Source organism: Mucilaginibacter sabulilitoris (assembly GCF_034262375.1).
GTDB lineage: Bacteria > Bacteroidota > Bacteroidia > Sphingobacteriales > Sphingobacteriaceae > Mucilaginibacter > Mucilaginibacter sabulilitoris.
The window spans coordinates 273212-290367 of sequence record NZ_CP139558.1 but is presented as its reverse complement, the minus strand read 5'-3'; the positions used below and the strand labels follow the sequence as shown (position 1 = coordinate 290367).

General features: G+C 43.4%; 17 protein-coding genes and 1 riboswitch. Of the genes, 14 read left to right on the top strand and 3 right to left on the bottom strand.

Annotation, left to right across the window (positions count from 1 at the left end):
* Positions 1–68 precede the first annotated feature (68 nt).
* The 6 genes from SNE25_RS01210 to efp all read left to right on the top strand — a co-directional run bounded on the left by SNE25_RS01210 (position 69) and on the right by efp (position 6181).
* Entirely contained in the window at positions 69–1295 is a 1227-nt protein-coding gene (locus SNE25_RS01210; RefSeq protein ID WP_321563266.1) for an HD domain-containing protein, read from the top strand.
* Between the two features lie 161 nt (positions 1296–1456).
* Entirely contained in the window at positions 1457–2500 is a 1044-nt protein-coding gene (gene lpxD / locus SNE25_RS01205; protein WP_321563265.1) for a UDP-3-O-(3-hydroxymyristoyl)glucosamine N-acyltransferase, read from the top strand.
* A 76-nt stretch (positions 2501–2576) separates the two neighbouring features.
* Positions 2577–3986 carry a bifunctional UDP-3-O-[3-hydroxymyristoyl] N-acetylglucosamine deacetylase/3-hydroxyacyl-ACP dehydratase gene (locus SNE25_RS01200; RefSeq protein WP_321563264.1) on the top strand — a complete coding sequence of 470 codons (1410 nt, stop codon included), beginning with the start codon at positions 2577–2579 and terminating at the stop codon, positions 3984–3986.
* Entirely contained in the window at positions 3983–4768 is a 786-nt protein-coding gene (gene lpxA / locus SNE25_RS01195; RefSeq protein WP_321563263.1) for an acyl-ACP--UDP-N-acetylglucosamine O-acyltransferase, read from the top strand. The genes SNE25_RS01200 and lpxA overlap by 4 nt, the downstream gene beginning before the upstream one ends.
* Positions 4769–4895: 127 nt before the next feature.
* Positions 4896–5516: an ABC transporter ATP-binding protein gene (locus tag SNE25_RS01190; RefSeq protein ID WP_321563262.1), complete on the top strand. Its 621-nt coding sequence runs from the start codon at positions 4896–4898 to the stop codon at positions 5514–5516.
* Positions 5517–5617: 101 nt separating this feature from the next.
* The gene (efp, locus tag SNE25_RS01185) at positions 5618–6181 is read left to right on the top strand and encodes an elongation factor P (protein ID WP_321563261.1); all 564 of its coding nucleotides are present in this window, start codon (positions 5618–5620) and stop codon (positions 6179–6181) included.
* 143 nt (positions 6182–6324) lie between these two features.
* Here the strand turns inward: efp and SNE25_RS01180 are convergent, their stop codons facing one another.
* Genes SNE25_RS01180 through SNE25_RS01170 form a run of 3 tightly spaced genes read right to left on the bottom strand, consistent with a single transcriptional unit; the run spans position 6325 to position 8193 of the window.
* Positions 6325–7092, bottom strand: a complete 768-nt coding sequence (locus SNE25_RS01180; RefSeq protein WP_321563260.1) for an exodeoxyribonuclease III — start codon at positions 7090–7092, stop codon at positions 6325–6327.
* A 33-nt stretch (positions 7093–7125) separates the two neighbouring features.
* Positions 7126–7821: a peptidylprolyl isomerase gene (locus tag SNE25_RS01175; protein WP_321563259.1), complete on the bottom strand. Its 696-nt coding sequence runs from the start codon at positions 7819–7821 to the stop codon at positions 7126–7128.
* Between the two features lie 24 nt (positions 7822–7845).
* Entirely contained in the window at positions 7846–8193 is a 348-nt protein-coding gene (locus tag SNE25_RS01170) for a hypothetical protein (protein WP_321563258.1), read from the bottom strand.
* Between the two features lie 204 nt (positions 8194–8397).
* Here SNE25_RS01170 and SNE25_RS01165 point away from each other — a divergent pair, with 204 nt between their 5' ends.
* The 8 genes from SNE25_RS01165 to SNE25_RS01130 all read left to right on the top strand — a co-directional run bounded on the left by SNE25_RS01165 (position 8398) and on the right by SNE25_RS01130 (position 16813).
* The gene (locus SNE25_RS01165; protein ID WP_321563257.1) at positions 8398–8724 is read left to right on the top strand and encodes a hypothetical protein; all 327 of its coding nucleotides are present in this window, start codon (positions 8398–8400) and stop codon (positions 8722–8724) included.
* 68 nt (positions 8725–8792) lie between these two features.
* Complete coding sequence (locus SNE25_RS01160) at positions 8793–11111, top strand: TonB-dependent receptor (RefSeq protein WP_321563256.1); 2319 nt, start codon at positions 8793–8795, stop codon at positions 11109–11111.
* 243 nt (positions 11112–11354) lie between these two features.
* Complete coding sequence (locus SNE25_RS01155) at positions 11355–12335, top strand: alpha/beta fold hydrolase (protein ID WP_321563255.1); 981 nt, start codon at positions 11355–11357, stop codon at positions 12333–12335.
* A gap of 152 nt (positions 12336–12487) precedes the next feature.
* A complete protein-coding gene (gene tsaE / locus SNE25_RS01150; protein ID WP_321563254.1) occupies positions 12488–12904 on the top strand; it encodes a tRNA (adenosine(37)-N6)-threonylcarbamoyltransferase complex ATPase subunit type 1 TsaE in 417 nt (138 codons plus the stop codon).
* 52 nt (positions 12905–12956) lie between these two features.
* Positions 12957–14183, top strand: a complete 1227-nt coding sequence (locus SNE25_RS01145) for an alanine dehydrogenase (protein WP_321563253.1) — start codon at positions 12957–12959, stop codon at positions 14181–14183.
* Between the two features lie 11 nt (positions 14184–14194).
* The gene (locus tag SNE25_RS01140; RefSeq protein WP_321563252.1) at positions 14195–14875 is read left to right on the top strand and encodes a M15 family metallopeptidase; all 681 of its coding nucleotides are present in this window, start codon (positions 14195–14197) and stop codon (positions 14873–14875) included.
* Between the two features lie 72 nt (positions 14876–14947).
* Positions 14948–15931 (top strand): YihY/virulence factor BrkB family protein, encoded by a 984-nt coding sequence (locus tag SNE25_RS01135; RefSeq protein ID WP_321563251.1) that lies wholly within the window; start codon positions 14948–14950, stop codon positions 15929–15931.
* Between the two features lie 150 nt (positions 15932–16081).
* Positions 16082–16813: a Bax inhibitor-1/YccA family protein gene (locus SNE25_RS01130; protein ID WP_321563250.1), complete on the top strand. Its 732-nt coding sequence runs from the start codon at positions 16082–16084 to the stop codon at positions 16811–16813.
* 135 nt (positions 16814–16948) lie between these two features.
* Positions 16949–17058, top strand: a riboswitch (SAM riboswitch).
* Positions 17059–17156 lie beyond the last annotated feature (98 nt).

The following is a 17156-nucleotide window of genomic DNA, read 5'->3' as shown; positions in this document are numbered from 1 at the left end:
CAAAAATTAACAAACATGATGCGCTTATTTTACCTTTGTTTTACATTTTTGCATCGTAAACATCCACATTGAATAAAAAGAAGATTATAAACGACCCTGTTTATGGCTTTATCAGCATCCCTACCGAGCTGGTATTTGACCTGATTGAACATCCGTATTTTCAGCGGTTAAGATACATTAAGCAACTGGGCATGACCCACCTGGTATATCCGGGGGCTCTGCATACCCGTTTTCACCACGCGCTGGGCGCCATGCACCTGATGGATATGGCCATTGAAACCTTGCGCAATAAAGGGCACCAGATAAGCATCGACGAAGAGGAGGCCCTTACCATTGCCATATTGCTACATGATATTGGTCATGGTCCATTTTCGCACGCGCTGGAGCACAGTATTATTGAAGGTATCGCACATGAGGATATATCGGCCATGCTCATGAGCAAGCTCAACGAGCAGTTTGAGGGGCGATTAACTATGGCCATTAATATTTTTAATGATACGTATCCGCGTAGGTTTTTGCACCAGCTGGTGTCAAGTCAGCTGGATATGGACAGGCTGGATTACCTTAACCGCGACAGCTTTTTTACGGGCGTATCTGAAGGGGTGATCAGCTCTGACCGCATTATCAAAATGCTGAACGTGAAAGACGATCATGTTGTGGTAGAAGAAAAAGGCATTTACTCGATAGAGAAGTTTTTGATAGCCCGCAGGTTGATGTACTGGCAGGTTTATCTGCATAAAACGGTAATAGCCGGCGAAGAATTGCTGGTAAGGGTGTTTAAGCGCTGCCGCGAGCTTACCCTCAGGGGCGCAGACCTGTTTGCCACCCCGGCGCTGAAGCATTTTATAAAAAACAACATCAGCCGGGAAGCCTTTATGAATGAAGATCATCACCTGGATATATTCGCAAGTTTAGACGATGCCGATATCATGTCGGCGGTAAAGGTTTGGGCCGATCATGATGATTTTGTGTTGTCGACATTGGCACGTAACCTGGTTCAGCGTAAGCTTTACCATGTAGATATAACCAACGAGCGGCCCGATGAGGCATTTGTTGATAAACTGGTACAGCAAGCAATGAAAAAATATGGTTTGAGCGAACATGATGCCTCTTACTTTGTTTTTACAACATCCATACGCAACAATGCCTATACGGCAGGCGATGGTAACATTGGTATATTATTGAAAAGCGGACGCGTGTGTGATATTACCACAGCCAGCGATAACTCCAATTTGGAGGCACTGGCTAAAACCGTAAAAAAACATATACTTTGTTATAGTAAGGATTTGTTGTAGGGGTAAATGGGTTGTTGAGTGTCATGAGTTTTGAATAGTGGGTTTATGAGATATTTTGCCTGAAAATGAAGATATTATTAATTGTTCACTCAAAACTGGTAACTCAATACGCACAACCAATTAATAATTTGTTGCTTTAATTTTAACATTTAAATTTGTCGATGCAATTTACTGCCCAGGAAATAAGTTTATTGCTCAACGGAACTGTTGAGGGAGATGACGCTGTAACGGTTGATAAGCTGGCCAAGATAGAAGACGGGACTACTGGCAGCCTCTCGTTTCTGGCCAACCCCAAATACGAGCAGTTTTTATATACCACCGATGCATCGGTGGTTATTATAAATAACGACCAGCAGCTTACCGCGCCGGTTAAGGCTACGCTGATACGCGTGGCGAATGCCTATAGTGCTTTCTCTATTCTGCTTGAAAGATACAACACCATTAAGCTTAATAAAAAAGGTATTGAACAGCCTTGTTTTATTCACCCATCTGCCCAGGTAGGCAATGATGTATATATAGGTGCTTTTGCTTACATTGGCCCCGGCGCAAAAGTTGGCGATAACAGCAAAATATATCCCAATACCTATGTTGCAGATAATGTTACTATAGGCAAAAACGCTACCTTATTTGCCGGCGTAAAAATTTATTTTGATTGTGTTTTGGGCGATAATGTAATTATACATGCAGGGGCGGTTATTGGCAGCGATGGCTTTGGTTTTGCCCCCAACCCCGATGGTACCTACAACAAAATAAGCCAGATAGGGAATGTGATTATTGAAGATGATGTAGAAATAGGTGCTAATACCACTATTGATCGCGCTACTATGGGCTCAACAATTATACACAAAGGTGTAAAAATTGATAACCTGGTACAGATTGCGCACAATGCAGAGGTGGGTTCCCATACCGTTATTGCAGGGCAGGCGGGAATATCCGGCAGTACCAAAATAGGAAAAAATGCCGTTATAGGTGGCCAGGTAGGTATATCAGGACATTTGGATATAGCCAATGGCACACAGCTATCGGCACAAACGGGTATTAATAGCTCTATTACAGAGGAGGGCAAAGCCTGGGGAGGTACACCATATATGCCGTTTAAAGATTATCTTCGGGCGCATGCCAAACTCCGGAAATTACCTGAGTTGGACCGAAAGGTGTACGAGCTCGAAAAATTAATAGAAGAACTCAGAAAGGGTGATCATTAGTTCACTGGTTCGTTGGGCTTTCCGATGAACTATTCACCAATAACAAATGAACTAATGAACCAATGAACATTATAAAATGAACGTAAAACAAAGAACTATCAAAGCGCCCGTATCAGTTTCTGGTACAGGCTTACACACTGGTCAGCGTGTAACCATGACGTTTAACCCGGCTGCAGAAAACCACGGCTATAAATTCAGGCGTATCGATATACCCGGATCGCCTATTATTGATGCCGATGTTGATAATGTTACCGATACTTCGCGTGGTACTACTATTTCGCAAAACGGCGCAACCGTGAATACGGTTGAGCATGTGCTGGCTGCTTTGGTTGGTTTGGAGATAGATAACGTTTTGATAGATATGGACGGCCCCGAAACCCCTATTATGGATGGCAGTTCGATACAGTTTGTTGACGTAATTAATGAAACCGGTCTTGTTGAACAGGATGCCGACAGGGAATATTACCACATCCCTTATAATATACATTACTCTGAACCCGACCGTAAGGTGGAGATGGTAGCCATGCCACTTGACGATTACCGCTTTACCTGCATGGTTGACTATAATTCACAGGTATTGGGTAGCCAGCATGCCAGTATATCAACCATTGGTGAGTTTAAAAAAGAAATTGCCTCTTGCCGTACCTTTTGCTTTTTGCACGAGCTGGAGATGCTGGTAAAGCACGATCTGATTAAAGGTGGCGACCTGAACAATGCCATTGTGGTAGTTGATAAGGATGTTGACGAAGACGAGCTTTTACACCTGGCCAAACTATTTAACCGTAAGGATATTAAAGTTGCTCCGCAGGGTATTTTAAATAATATTGAACTGCGCCACCAGAATGAGCCTGCAAGGCACAAACTGCTTGATATGATTGGCGATCTGGCGTTGGTTGGTGTTCCGCTTAAGGGGCATATCATGGCTGCACGACCTGGTCACGCGGCTAATGTTGCTTTTGCCAAAAAGATAAAGGCACTTATTAAAAAAGAAAAAAGCCGTAAGCATGTTAAGGTATACGATCCCAACATGACCCCGGTTTATGATACCGTGCAAATCATGAAGATATTGCCGCACAGGCAGCCTATGCTCATGATTGATAAAATTCTGGAGCTGTCAAAAAGCCATGTGGTAGGGCTAAAAAATGTAACCATGAATGAGGATTTGTTTATGGGGCACTTCCCCGGTTCGCCGCTTTTTCCGGGCGTTTTACAAATTGAGGCCATGGCGCAAACAGGCGGTATCCTGGTATTGAACACCGTGCCCGATCCGGAAAACTATATTACGCTTTTCCTGAAAATAGAAAACGCAAGGTTCAAAGACAAAGTAGTACCCGGCGATACCATCATATTTCATTGTAACCTGCTTGCTCCTATCAGGCGCGGCATTGCACAGATGAAGGGCATCGGTATGGTAGGATCTCGTATAGTTGTTGAGGCCGAATTAATGGCACAAATAGTAAAAGTAAATAAAACCGCAGAAGCATGATCCAGCCATTAGCATATATACACCCGCAGGCCAAAATAGCCGATAACGTGGTGATTGAGCCTTTTGTAACTATACACAAGGATGTGGAGATTGGTGAAGGCACCTGGATTGGCTCCAACTCTGTTATTATGGATGGTGCCCGTATCGGTAAAAACTGCCGCATATTCCCTGGTGCAGTAGTATCCGCTCCGCCACAGGATTTAAAATATAAGGGCGAACAAAGTACCGTATCCATTGGCGATAATACGACCATAAGAGAGTGCGTAACCCTTAACCGCGGCACCGCGCTTGATAAAAATACTACCACCATCGGCAGCAATTGCCTGCTGATGGCCTACGTACACGTAGCGCATGACTGTGTTATTGGCGATAACGTAATTATTGCCAACTCGGTACAACTTGCGGGCCATATCAATATTTATGATTATGCGTTTGTTGGCGGATCATCTGCCGTGCACCAGTTTGTTGAAATTGGCGCTCATAGTATGATATCGGGTGGCTCATTGGTGCGTAAGGATGTTCCTCCGTTTACCAAGGCTGGTCGCGAGCCTCTATCTTATGTAGGTATCAATTCGGTAGGCTTACGCCGCAGGGGGTTTTCTGCCGCTACCATTGCCGAAATACAGGAGATATACCGCATTTTGTTCCTGAAAAAATACAATGTAAGTAAGGCCCTTGATATTATTGAGGCCGAATTTACCCCCAGCGTGGAGCGCGATGAGATCATCAACTTTTTGCAAAACTCGCAAAGGGGTATCATGAAAGGGTTCGGGAATACTTAATCGGTTCGGATTGTGTGGTTCGGGGTGCGAGTTACCAAATATTGTTGAGTGTTAAAAGCTACACTTCACTATCACAACCAACACGAAACACAACCCCGGCAACACGAAACATGAACCACAAGCTAATATGAACATCACCCTCCAAAACATCGGCCGTAGATTTAACCGCGACTGGATATTCAGGGGTATTGATTATACTTTTAATCGGGGCGAAACGTATGCTATCCTGGGGCCAAACGGTTCGGGGAAGTCTACCCTGTTGCAGGTTTTAAATGCAAGTATGTCGCCATCTGCCGGAACTATTAATTATACATTGCAGGATAAGCCGGTAGAACCAAGTGATGTTTTTACTCATTTAAGCCTGGCCGCTCCCTACCTCGAGTTGATAGAAGAGTTTACGCTGAATGAGATGGTTGATTTTCATTTCAGGTTTAAACAATATAAACCGGGTCTTGATAAAAAAGAACTGACCCGGTTGCTTAACCTTACCAAAAGTGAAAATAAGCTGATCAGGTATTTTTCGTCGGGTATGAAACAGCGGCTTAAGCTCATCCTGGCCTTTTGTGCTGATACCCCTATGCTCATGCTCGATGAACCCACGTCAAATCTGGATACTCAGGGCGTGGATTGGTATTTGAGCCTTGTGGAGCAGTTTGCGCATGATCGACTTACCATAGTGTGTTCAAACCAGGAGCATGAATATGCTTTTTGTAACAATCACATAAATATTTCGGACTATAAGAGTTAGTCGCCAATACCATTCACGGGTTCATTTAATCAACTGCTCACGTAATCAACTACTTGTTTCTTTGGTGATAAGTAGCTAAGTTTGCGCCTCAATATTATTTTATGGCTAAAGCATCAGATGTTAAAAATGGAAATGTGCTTCGCTTTAACGGCGAGTTAGTGCAGGTTGAAGAATTTTTACACCGTACACCAGGTAACTTGCGTGCATTTTATCAGGCACGTATGCGTAACGTAAAATCAGGAAAATTGGTTGAATACCGTTTCCGTACCGACGAAGAGGTGGATATTGCCCGTGTTGAAACTAACGATTATCAATATTTATATGATGAGGGCGATTCATTGGTAGTAATGGATAACACTACTTATGACCAGCATAATATACCCAAAACTTTATTTGGCCCTGCGGTGAAATTCCTGAAAGAAGGTATGAACGTAATTGTTGCCTTTGAAAGCGAAGAGCCTATCATGGGTTCGATCCCAGGCTCTGCTGAGCTGGAAATTACTTATACTGAGCCTGCTGTTAAAGGTGATACTTCAAGTGGTGCCCTTAAAAACGCTACCGTAGAAACAGGTGCTGAAATTCGCGTACCCTTGTTCATCAACATTGGTGATAAGGTAAAGGTTGATACCGCTACCGGCGCCTACGTAGAGCGTGTAAAGGGTTAAGCCCCCTAACCCCCTGAAGGGGGAATTTTTGAATTGCATTGTTTCTGCTTTGCAGATCAATAAAAAAAAGAGATTCCAAACGGGACCTCTTTTTTTATTGTTTTATCCCACGCACATAACTCCCCCTTTAGGGGGCCGGGGGGCTAAAACTCCAGCTCCAGCAATACCGGGCAATGGTCTGAGTGCCGCGCTTCGGGAAGTATGGCTGCTCTTTTAATATTGGCTTCCAGTTCGGTGCTGGCCATAGCATAATCAATACGCCAGCCCAGGTTTTTGGCTCTTGAATTGGCCCTGAAACTCCACCAGGTATAATTATGCGGCTCTTTATTTAAATGGCGAAAGGTGTCAATAAATCCGCCTTCAATAAACTTCTCCATCCATTCGCGTTCTTCGGGTAAAAAGCCCGATGAATTGGCATTTGATTTCGGGTTGTGAATATCAATGGGGCGGTGACAGATATTGTAATCGCCGCATACCACCAGCTTAGGTAGCTGGCTTTTTAACAGGGTAAGGTATTTGCCAAATTCATCCAGAAAGCGATATTTAAATACCTGGCGCTCATCGCCGCTGGAACCCGACGGAAAGTATGCGCTCATTACCGAAACTTCGTCAAAATCAACACGAATGCAGCGGCCTTCACGGTCAAAATCAGGTATGCCGCAGCCATATTCAATATGTTTAGGTAGTTGTTTGGTGAAAATGGCGGTGCCGCTGTAACCCTTTTTCTCAGCCGGGAACCAGTAATGCTGGTAACCCAATTGATCAACCAAGCCCAGATCGGTGAGTACATCGGGAGTGGCTTTAATTTCCTGTAAGCATACCACATCGGCATCGGTAGCCTGCAGCCAGGCCAGCCAGTTTTTGTTTATTGCCGAGCGGATTCCATTAACGTTATAGGTTATAATTTTCATGTTTTTTATATATCGAACATCCGAATTCCAAAATCAAAATAGTATTTCATCCAGTTGTTTGCATTCCTTTTTGCTCAATACCTCAACGGTCATGGATACATCTGCAAGTGGCCGGTCGCACTCATCTTTCTTTACTGCCGCTATACGGTCAACCATATCAATGCCCGAAACCACTTCGCCATAAACGGTATAATTTTGATCAAGGTGCGGCACGCCGCCTACCGATTTATACCACTCTCTTTGCCACACAGGTATCTTATGGCCTTTTAAGCGGGTTGTTTCCAAGGTGTCCAGTTTGCCGTCGGTAAAGCGTTTTCCTTCAACAATATAAAACTGGCACCCGCTCGATGCTTTTTTCGGATTATCGTCTCGGGCCGCCGCCAGTACACCGCGTTTATGAAAAATGCTGTCCCTAAATTCTGCAGGTATGGTGTACCCAACATCGCCATCGCCAAGCTCTGCGCCAAATTTGGTTTTTTCCGGATCTTTTGAATCGGGGTCGCCGCCTTGTATCATAAAGTTTTGTATCACCCTATGGAATAGGGTACCGTTGTAAAATCCCTTTTTAGCCAGCTTAATAAAGTTGTCCCGGTGCAGGGGCGTTTCATTGTACAGCCGGATAATACAATTGCCATAAGCGGTTTTAATGCGCACATACTGGTTTTTGGGTGGCCCGGCAAACGCGCAAATACTCAGTAATAACAAACTTAAGGTAAAGATTTTTTTCATAATCGTGATTTGGATCAGTATGCTTTACACCACGCCCTGTTCTTCAAAATAATTGATGATCAATGATTTGATGAGCATTTCCTGCTCAAGCAGGGTATAGTTGGGTATAACTTTTATCCTTTTCCAATGCGGCCATCCATCCTGGTCAAGTCCTTCCAGTTCATAAAAGCCAAGCATGCTAAACAGGCGGCAATTGGCAATATGCATCAGCTCTTCTTTTTGGCGTTTACTGAATTTGCGAGGCCCCTGGCCAAGCTCCTGCACGCCAATCAAAAACAGCATTACCTTAATATCGGGTTTCTCGTTATCAAAATCCTCCGCTATGCGTTGTTGCAGGGCGTCCCATTTTATATTAATTTCTGCGGGTGTCATAACAGCAAAGATACATGATCGGTATTAGTTATGGTGGTTTGCCATACGCCGGACTATAAATTTAGCAGATATTTACCATTGGCTGTTAAACCAGTTGTCGAAAAATAATAATAAATTAATACTTATGTTTCATTGTTGTTACAATGTTGCATTAATTTTAACGTTTTAATGAGTACTTTTGCAAAACATTAGCAAATGTTAAAGGTGAAGAAAACTAAACTGCATATTATTTATTCGTGGCTGTTGCTCATTTGCTTTACAGCCGGACAGTATGTAGTTTATACCCACCAGCACTTGTTTGTAAAAGGGATAACAAAAACTTCTTATACAGCTAATGATCATCATCAGCAAACCGTTAAAGAAAAATGTTACCTGTGCGATGCCATGCATCACCAGGTGGCAATAATTGACAACCCTTTCCATTTTGATACGCAGATTGCCGTACCGTATTTTTTTAAGGCCTGCAATTACGGCTTTGTAAGCATAGGGCTTATTTTGGCCGCCGGCCGCGCCCCTCCTGTACTTTCATAATAATACCTTTTCTGAAAATTGCACCACCCTTTGTGTGGTATTTATTGATCCAAAAAATTATTCTTATTATGAAATTAAAGCTGATTAGTTGCATACTAACGCTGTTTATAGGTTTTTACGCATTTGCAGATGCCAATATATTTAAAGGGAAAATAATTGATGCTGGTACAAAGCAGGGCCTTCCCGGAGCTGTTATTACTATACCCGAACTAAAAACTTCGGCCATTGCCGACGCTAACGGAGAGTTCACCTTTAAGTCGGTTCCGACGAGGGGCAAGTTCCTGGTTTCTATAGAGTATATAGGTTATAAAACCATTACTCAAATTGTTGACCTTTCATCAGGTACACAGTTAACTTTTTCATTGCAGCCAAGCATTATTGAAACCCATGAGGTGGTCATTACAGGTACCGCTGTTAGCGCCAACAATAAGCAAAACAGTACTTCGGTTTCAACCGTTGGCCGCGAAAACCTGCTGCGGCAATCAACCAACCTGATAGATGCACTGGCGCACCAGGTACCTGGCGTATCACAAATTACAACCGGGCCCTCTATTTCCAAACCGGTTATTCGCGGCTTAAGCTATAACCGTGTAGTTACCTTAAGCGATGGTGTAAAGCAACAGGGCCAGCAATGGGGTGACGAGCATGGCGTTGAGATTGACCAGTACGGTGCCGACCGTGTAGAAGTATTGCGTGGCGCAGCATCGTTATTATATGGTTCGGATGCCCTGGGTGGTGTTATTAACCTGCTGGAGCCCCTTACCCCACCCGATGGGCAGATAAAAGGAGAGTTTTTAACCAACTACTCTACCAACAATGGCTTAACCGGTTCGTCATTAATGCTAACAGGATCTGAAAATGGATTTGTTTGGCGCGCAAGAGGCAGCTATAAAAATGCTTACTCCTTTAAAACGCCCGATTACTATTTCCCTAACTCGGGCTTTAACGAAACCGATTTGAGCGGCATGGTGGGTTTAAATAAATCATGGGGTTACTCACACATCAACTTCTCCTACTTTAAAAACAATATTGGGTTTTATGACCCGGATCCGGCCAATGGGCTAAACTTTGTGCATGATGATGGTACGCCGTTTACGCAAGACGAGTATAAAAGCCGTTCGCTCGAATACCCAAAACAGGACATTCGCCACTACAAAATAAACTGGGATAATAATTTTATTACTGATGGTGGTAACTTGAAAGTTAACCTCGGTTATCAGAAAAATCAGCGCCGTGAGCTCGACGGCCCTGATCCGTCCCTGTTCTTTGACCTGAATACTTACTCGGGCGATGCCAAATACTACGTAACCGAATCAAACGGGTGGCAGCCTGTTTTTGGTGTAAGCACCGAAATTGGACACAGCGTTAATAAAGGCACCGAGTTTTTAATACCGGCCTATGATACTTATGGCTACGGCGCTTTTGCCTATATCAAAAAAACATGGGACAAAAACACGTTCAATGCTGGTATTCGTTATGATTACCGCAAAAACGATGGCAAAGGACTGGAAGAAGACGGCGAGACTAAGTTTACACCATTTACCAATAAATTCTCAAACGTGAGCGGCGCACTGGGCTATACCCACGAGTTTACCGATAACCTGAACTTTAAGGCCAATGCCGGTTCTGCATTCCGTGCGCCAAACCCGGCCGAACTAGGATCAAACGGGGTACATGAGGGAACTTTCCGTTATGAGGTAGGTAACCCAAATCTTGCTCCGGAAAGGAGTTACCAGGCCGATGCAACCCTGCAGTATGACAATAACATGGTGAGCGCCAGTCTGGGTATTTATGAAAATTACATTCATAATTATATTTATGCCTCCCACGTTGCCGGTGATGTTGCCGCAGCCGAAGGAGAAGATGGCACGTCGCAGAATTTTGATGTGTACCGTTACGGCCAGGTAAATGCCAATTTGTATGGTTTTGAGGGTAATTTTACGCTGCACCCGGTAAGCTTTATACATTTTGAAAACACATTTGGTTATACCTACGCCCGCAATATAACGCTGGACAGGCCGCTGGCCTTTATACCGGCTGGTACGCTTAAAAATACCTTGCGTTTTGAGCCAAATATCAAGGGGCTTAAACAGTCGTATGTTTCGATAGGCATAGATAACTTCTTTAACCAAACCCGTTTCGATAGCGCCTTTGAAACTGGTACCGAAGGGTATACCCTGCTTAACGCCGGTTTAGGCACCACGGTTAACTTTGGCAAACAGCCGGTTAAGTTTTATGTAGCGGGTAATAACCTGCTTAATAAGAAATATTATGATGCCCTGAGCCGCTTTAAACCGGGCAGAATAAGCTCCGAAGACCCAACTTTTGGTATATACAACATGGGCCGGAATATTACTTTCGGCGTGTATTTACCGTTAGCCTTGTAGCCCTGCATTTTACCTATGTAAAACACCCTGCCGCAAAAACACGGCGGGGTGTTTTTGTTAATGAGGATCTGTAAATCATATTTTACCAGACTTACGAAGTTTTAAAACTTCGTAAGTCTCACTCTGGATTAGATATAATTCTCCTCAACCCTCTTTGCGGCGAAGCCGAAGGAGGGTGATCCAGCGAAGCGCAGATCGGGTGAGTCTGACCAAACATTTAAAGTTCATCACTGTATTATTATCATGTACCGCAAAATAATATCATCCATTACACTGCTTATCATATCGGCGGCTGTTTATGCCCAATCAGATACCTTATCCATCACCCTCGAAAATGTGAAATATCCATACCCGGTAAGCTTTTTCCCCATCAGGGTCGAGAGTCAAGATATACGGATGGCTTATATGGATGTAAAACCCGCTAATGCCAATGGTAAAACCGTAATGCTGTTTCACGGTAAAAACTTTGGGGGTTATTACTGGACAAACGTGATCCGGGCCTTTACTGCCAAAGGTTACCGGGTAATTGTTCCTGACCAGATTGGTTTTGGCAAATCGTCAAAAGCATTTATTCATTACAGTTTTCACCAGCTGGCCCGTTTTAATAAAAACCTGCTCAATACACTGGGTATACAGAAAGTAACAATAATGGGGCACTCCATGGGTGGTATGCTGGCCACACGTTTTACGTTGATGTATCCCGAAAAAGTTGAAAAGCTTTTGTTGGAAGACCCGATAGGCCTGGAAGACTACCGCACGTTTGTACCCTACCAAAGCGCTGAGGATGATTATAAAACCGAATTGAAAACAAGTTTTGAAAACGTAAAAAAATATTACGAAACATCCTACTTTACCTCATGGAAGCCGGAGTATGATTACCTGGTTAAAATCGCGGCTGGTGTAAGTAAAAGCGCCGATTTTCCACGGTATGCAAAGGTAGCTGTCCTTACTTTTGAAATGATATATGAACAGCCCGTTTGTTATGAGTTTGGACAGATCAAAGTTCCAACTGTGCTTTTTACGGGTAAGGAAGATAAAACCATTGTAGGCAAAGCCCTGCTAAGCGATGCTGAAAAGGCCAGGCATGGTCAATACAAAATATTGGGACCCGAAACGGCTAAAAAAATACCCGGGTGCAAGCTTATAGAGTTTGATAATTGCGGCCATATACCACATATAGAAGTGCCTGAAAAGTTTTTAAAAGCACTTATCGATAATATTTGAATTTTTGATGATTTATTAGGATAGGTTTTTGATTATTTTTGAGGGGAGAAAAGGGTGTCATGGTGAGCGTGTCGAACTATGGCGGGCGGGCCTCCCCACGATCCTTCGACAAACTCAGGATGACAGGCTTGCTTAATTTACAATTCAAGTACATGCTATTAACCGTTCAATCATTATCAGAGTTACCTGCCGCGGCCAAATCCGTTATTGACTATGCTGTAAACAACCGGATATTTCTTTTTTATGGTGATATGGGCGCGGGCAAAACCACACTCATTAAGGCATTGTGCACGGCTTTGGGCACAACAGACGCGGTTACAAGCCCTACCTTTGCCATAGTGAACGAATACCAGACCGCTGCCGATAAAATTTATCATTTTGATTTTTATCGCCTTAAAAACCAGACAGAAGCCCTGGATATGGGTTATGAAGAATATTTTTATGCAGGCGCATACTGTTTTATTGAATGGCCCGAAAAAATCCCCAACCTGCTGCCGGCCAATTATATCAGCATAAATATCAAGGTATTGGATGACGGCGCACGACAGATCAATTGTGAAATTTTTTAATTTAATGGTAACCCCTTTTTTCTTATCTTCATCAGCCACAAAATAAAACAACATGAGTTCAGGGATATACAGTGGGTTTTCGGACGTTGCCAAACAGGCAATGATGCAGCCTCAGGAGTCGATGCTGGAAGTTAAGAATAAGAAAGACAAGCTATACATCGGCATTCCAAAAGAGATATCCTTCCAGGAAAACCGGGTCCCGTTAACACCATTATCTGTAGCATTGTTAGTTAATAACGGGCATGAAGTTATTTTAGAAAGTAATGCCGGGCAGGCCGCCAATTTTTCCGACAAAGATTATAGTGATCAGGGCGCACGCATTGTTTATGATACCAAATCTGTTTACGAGGCCGATATTATTATCAAGATAGCTCCTCCCACCATGCAGGAGGTGGCATTGATGAAACCCGGACAGATCCTGATATCGGCACTGCAGCTGGCTACTCTCAAAGCCGAATGCCTGCATGCCATGATGGCTAAAAAAATAACCGCGCTTTGCTTTGAGCACCTGCGCGATGAAGGTAACTCCCTAAGTGTAGTAAGGGCAATGAGCGAAATTGTAGGCGCAACCTCTATACTTATAGCCGCCGAATATTTAAGTAACGTATTTGATGGCAAGGGTCTGATGCTTGGCGGTATAACTGGCGTTCCGCCTACCGAAATAGTAATACTGGGTGCAGGTACCGTTGGTGAATACGCTGCTCGTACCGCTATATCATTAGGCGCCGAAGTAAAGGTTTTTGATCCGTCGATATATAAACTGCGTAGGCTGCAGAACAACATAGGCAGCCGGGTATTTACATCGGTAGTGCAACCCATTGTACTCGAAAAAGCCATCACAACTTGTGACGTAGCCATTGGCGCCATGCGCGCGGAAGACGGCCGCAGCCCCTGTATTATTTCGGAGGCTACAGTAAGCCGCATGAAGCGCGATTCGGTGATTATTGATGTAAGTATTGACCAGGGCGGCTGTTTTGAAACATCTGAAGTTACCAACCATACACATCCTGTGTTCCGAAAATACGATGTAATTCATTATTGTGTGCCTAATATCGCTTCACGTGTAGCCCGTACTGCTACATATGCGCTTACCAATATATTTGCCCCCATATTGCTTGATATTGGCGATCAGGGCGGGCTAAAAAACGTGATATGGCAAAAGTCGGGGGTGCGCAATGCGGTATACATTTACCACGGGCATTTAACCAATAAGCACATTGCCGAGCGTTTTTCTATCCCCTGTAAAGATCTCGACCTGCTTATCGTATCGCACCGCTAAATTACTTATCTATGCGCGGTTACCTCATTGCAGTGTTTTTTATTGTTGCGGGGATCAGTGCCCGGGCGCAGCATTATAAATACATTGATAGTACAAAAATTAGCGGAACTGCCCGTTATAAAAGACAGGTAAAGGCTAATCCCGATAAGCAGCTGGTTGAAATTAAACAGTACATCCCAACCATTGTACTTGATATACGATACGCGACCACAAACAACTTTATGCATCGGCGCATGTACCAGCAGCCAAAAGCCTATGCGCGCCTGCCGGTAGTAAAGGCGCTGCAGGCGGTAGAGGCTGATTTGAAAACCCGCGGCCTCGGGCTTAAAATTTATGATGCCTACCGCCCATACTCGGTTACCGTTAAGTTTTATGAAATGGCCAGCGATACCAACTTTGTGGCCGACCCCCGAAAAGGCTCCAAACATAACCGTGGCTGTGCTATCGACCTCAGTATTATTGATCTTAAAACCGGTAAGGAACTGGATATGCCCACCGGATTTGACAGTTTTAGCAGAAAGGCGGCGGCCAATTATCCGGCTATCACAAAACAGCAGTTTGCTAACCGTGAATTACTTAAAACCGTTATGCAGGCTCATGGATTTAAGGTGTTGAATACTGAATGGTGGCACTATGATTTTAACGGATGGCCTCAATATGAATTACTTGATATTCCGTTTTCGGCACTTTAATTTGTAGCTTTAAGTCGTAAGGCATTAAAATTGCTAAGCTATTGTTCGATGGAGAACAGTAAAATATCCGGTATGAAATTTTTTAGCAAAGAGTACCTCAAGGCACTGTGGAAAATACTAATGGCCACATTCTCGGGCTTTTCAAATGATAATGGCTTAAAATTAAGCGCGTCATTGGCTTACTACACCGTGTTTTCATTGGCGCCATTGCTTATCATCGTTATCTCGCTCGCAGGCTTGTTTTTAGGACAGGACGCAGCCACCAATAAACTGTATCCGCAAATAGAGGGTTATGTTGGCACACAGGCAGCAGCCCAGATACAGTCTATGCTAAAACATCTACAGCTTTCGGGAAAATCGGGTATGGCGGTTATTATTGGCACAATAACCTTATTAGTAGGCGCAAGCAGTATTTTTATCGAGATACAAGATTCCCTGAATATCATCTGGCGTGTTAAAGCAAAACCGAAACGCGGTTGGGTTAAGCTGTTGCAAAACCGGTTTGTATCGTTTTCTCTTATCATCAGTCTGGGGTTTTTATTGCTGGCGTCATTACTGGTAAATTTTATAGTTGATTTACTGGGGAAGAAGATAGAACATTTTTTACCCGCTGTAACGGGACTGTTGTTAAAAGCCATAAACCTGGGCATAACCGTGGTAGTGATCACCATTTTGTTCGGCATTATATTTAAGTTTCTGCCCGATGTGAAAATTAAGTGGAGAGATGTGCGATCGGGCGCGTTTTTTACCGCATTGCTGTTTATGCTGGGTCAGTATCTCATCAGCCTGTATATTCAATATACCGCTCAGGGTTCGGCTTATGGTGCTGCCGGTTCTATCATTGTAATTTTGGTATGGATCTATTATACGTCGGCCATTCTGTATATCGGTGCCGAATTTACGCAGGTTTATGCCGAAGCCAGCGGCAGTCATATTGCACCGGCAGATTACGCGGTGCACATCCATCAAACCGAGGTTGAACAATCAGTAAAAAACCTGCCAGCGCAAAACCCTGAATTGCAGGGAAACCTGGTAAGGCAAAACAAAAAGGAATAAGGAATTTGGGACCTTTGGGACGAAGTGACTATGAGACAAAAGATTCTTTTGTCGTTCGTCCTAAAGTCCCAAAAGTCTCATAGTCCCCCAAATCCTTCATGCTATATTCACTTTTTATTCGTAAATTTGAGTATTAAATTTTTAATACAAATGGAAATTAAAGATCCTGACTACGTTTATAAAAACGTAATACAAGTAAACGAACAAGACGCATCACGCAAATTTATAGCCAACGTATTTGTGTGGATGTTTGTGGCTCTTGGGCTATCTGCTTTTTGCGCATTTCTCTTTGCACAAAACCAAGCCCTGCTTAACATGCTTATTGATCCTGCTACAGGTCGTAACACAGGCTTGGGTACTATTGTAATGTTTGCCCCGCTTGCGTTTGTGTTAATCATCTCTTTTGGGTTCAACAAACTGTCGTACGGAGTATTGGCGTTCCTGTTTGTCGCGTTTTCGGCGATAATGGGCGTTAGCTTAAGTTACATACTTTTGGTTTTTACAGCCGGCTCGGTTTTAGGCGTGTTTATAACCACCTCTGCTGTTTTTGGCGTAATGGCGGTTGCCGGTTATACTACCAATACAGATCTTACTAAGTTTGGTTCTATCATGATGATGGGGCTTATTGGTATTATCATAGCATCCGTAGTTAATATGTTTATGCATAGCAGCCAGTTAGATTATATCATTAGTTATGTGGGTATAGCAGTATTTGTTGGTCTTACCGCTTATGATGTGCAAAAACTGAAACGCATAGGTGCAGGTTTAGAATATGGTGATGCATCTGCCTCAAAAATGGCATTGATGGGTGGCTTAACTTTATACCTTGATTTCATCAACCTTTTCCTGATGATACTGCGTTTATTTGGCAGAAGAAGATAATAACAAGCAAGAAACTATTATTAAAAGCTGCCCCGAAAAGGCAGCTTTTTTTGGTTAACATAAATTTACTTTGTATACACATTTTGTAAAGGGTCAGGCTATTGCATATTAAAGCTTTATTGTGCACCTTTGCATTGCTTATAGAGAAAGGCGGAGGGATTAGACCCTGCGATGTCTTAGCAACCTGTACTTAACAAGGTGCTACATTCTACTCAACAGCTACAAAATGTTGGGACAGATAAGCGAAAGTCAATCATACACCCGACTTTTCGAATAAGCTATATTTTTTCTGTTATGTGTTGCCAGGCTTCTGTTGCCAGTGATTTGCATGTTTGCAGTTCAT

Coding starts and splice junctions, on each gene's coding strand:
- SNE25_RS01180 (WP_321563260.1), bottom strand. CDS start 7,092: ATGAAAATTATAACCTATAACGTTAATGGAATCCGCTCGGCAATAAAC.
- SNE25_RS01145 (WP_321563253.1), top strand. CDS start 12,957: ATGAGTTCAGGGATATACAGTGGGTTTTCGGACGTTGCCAAACAGGCA.
- SNE25_RS01135 (WP_321563251.1), top strand. CDS start 14,948: ATGAAATTTTTTAGCAAAGAGTACCTCAAGGCACTGTGGAAAATACTA.
- lpxA (WP_321563263.1), top strand. CDS start 3,983: ATGATCCAGCCATTAGCATATATACACCCGCAGGCCAAAATAGCCGAT.
- SNE25_RS01190 (WP_321563262.1), top strand. CDS start 4,896: ATGAACATCACCCTCCAAAACATCGGCCGTAGATTTAACCGCGACTGG.
- SNE25_RS01170 (WP_321563258.1), bottom strand. CDS start 8,193: ATGACACCCGCAGAAATTAATATAAAATGGGACGCCCTGCAACAACGC.
- lpxD (WP_321563265.1), top strand. CDS start 1,457: ATGCAATTTACTGCCCAGGAAATAAGTTTATTGCTCAACGGAACTGTT.
- SNE25_RS01200 (WP_321563264.1), top strand. CDS start 2,577: ATGAACGTAAAACAAAGAACTATCAAAGCGCCCGTATCAGTTTCTGGT.
- SNE25_RS01175 (WP_321563259.1), bottom strand. CDS start 7,821: ATGAAAAAAATCTTTACCTTAAGTTTGTTATTACTGAGTATTTGCGCG.
- SNE25_RS01155 (WP_321563255.1), top strand. CDS start 11,355: ATGTACCGCAAAATAATATCATCCATTACACTGCTTATCATATCGGCG.
- tsaE (WP_321563254.1), top strand. CDS start 12,488: ATGCTATTAACCGTTCAATCATTATCAGAGTTACCTGCCGCGGCCAAA.
- SNE25_RS01140 (WP_321563252.1), top strand. CDS start 14,195: ATGCGCGGTTACCTCATTGCAGTGTTTTTTATTGTTGCGGGGATCAGT.
- efp (WP_321563261.1), top strand. CDS start 5,618: ATGGCTAAAGCATCAGATGTTAAAAATGGAAATGTGCTTCGCTTTAAC.
- SNE25_RS01160 (WP_321563256.1), top strand. CDS start 8,793: ATGAAATTAAAGCTGATTAGTTGCATACTAACGCTGTTTATAGGTTTT.
- SNE25_RS01130 (WP_321563250.1), top strand. CDS start 16,082: ATGGAAATTAAAGATCCTGACTACGTTTATAAAAACGTAATACAAGTA.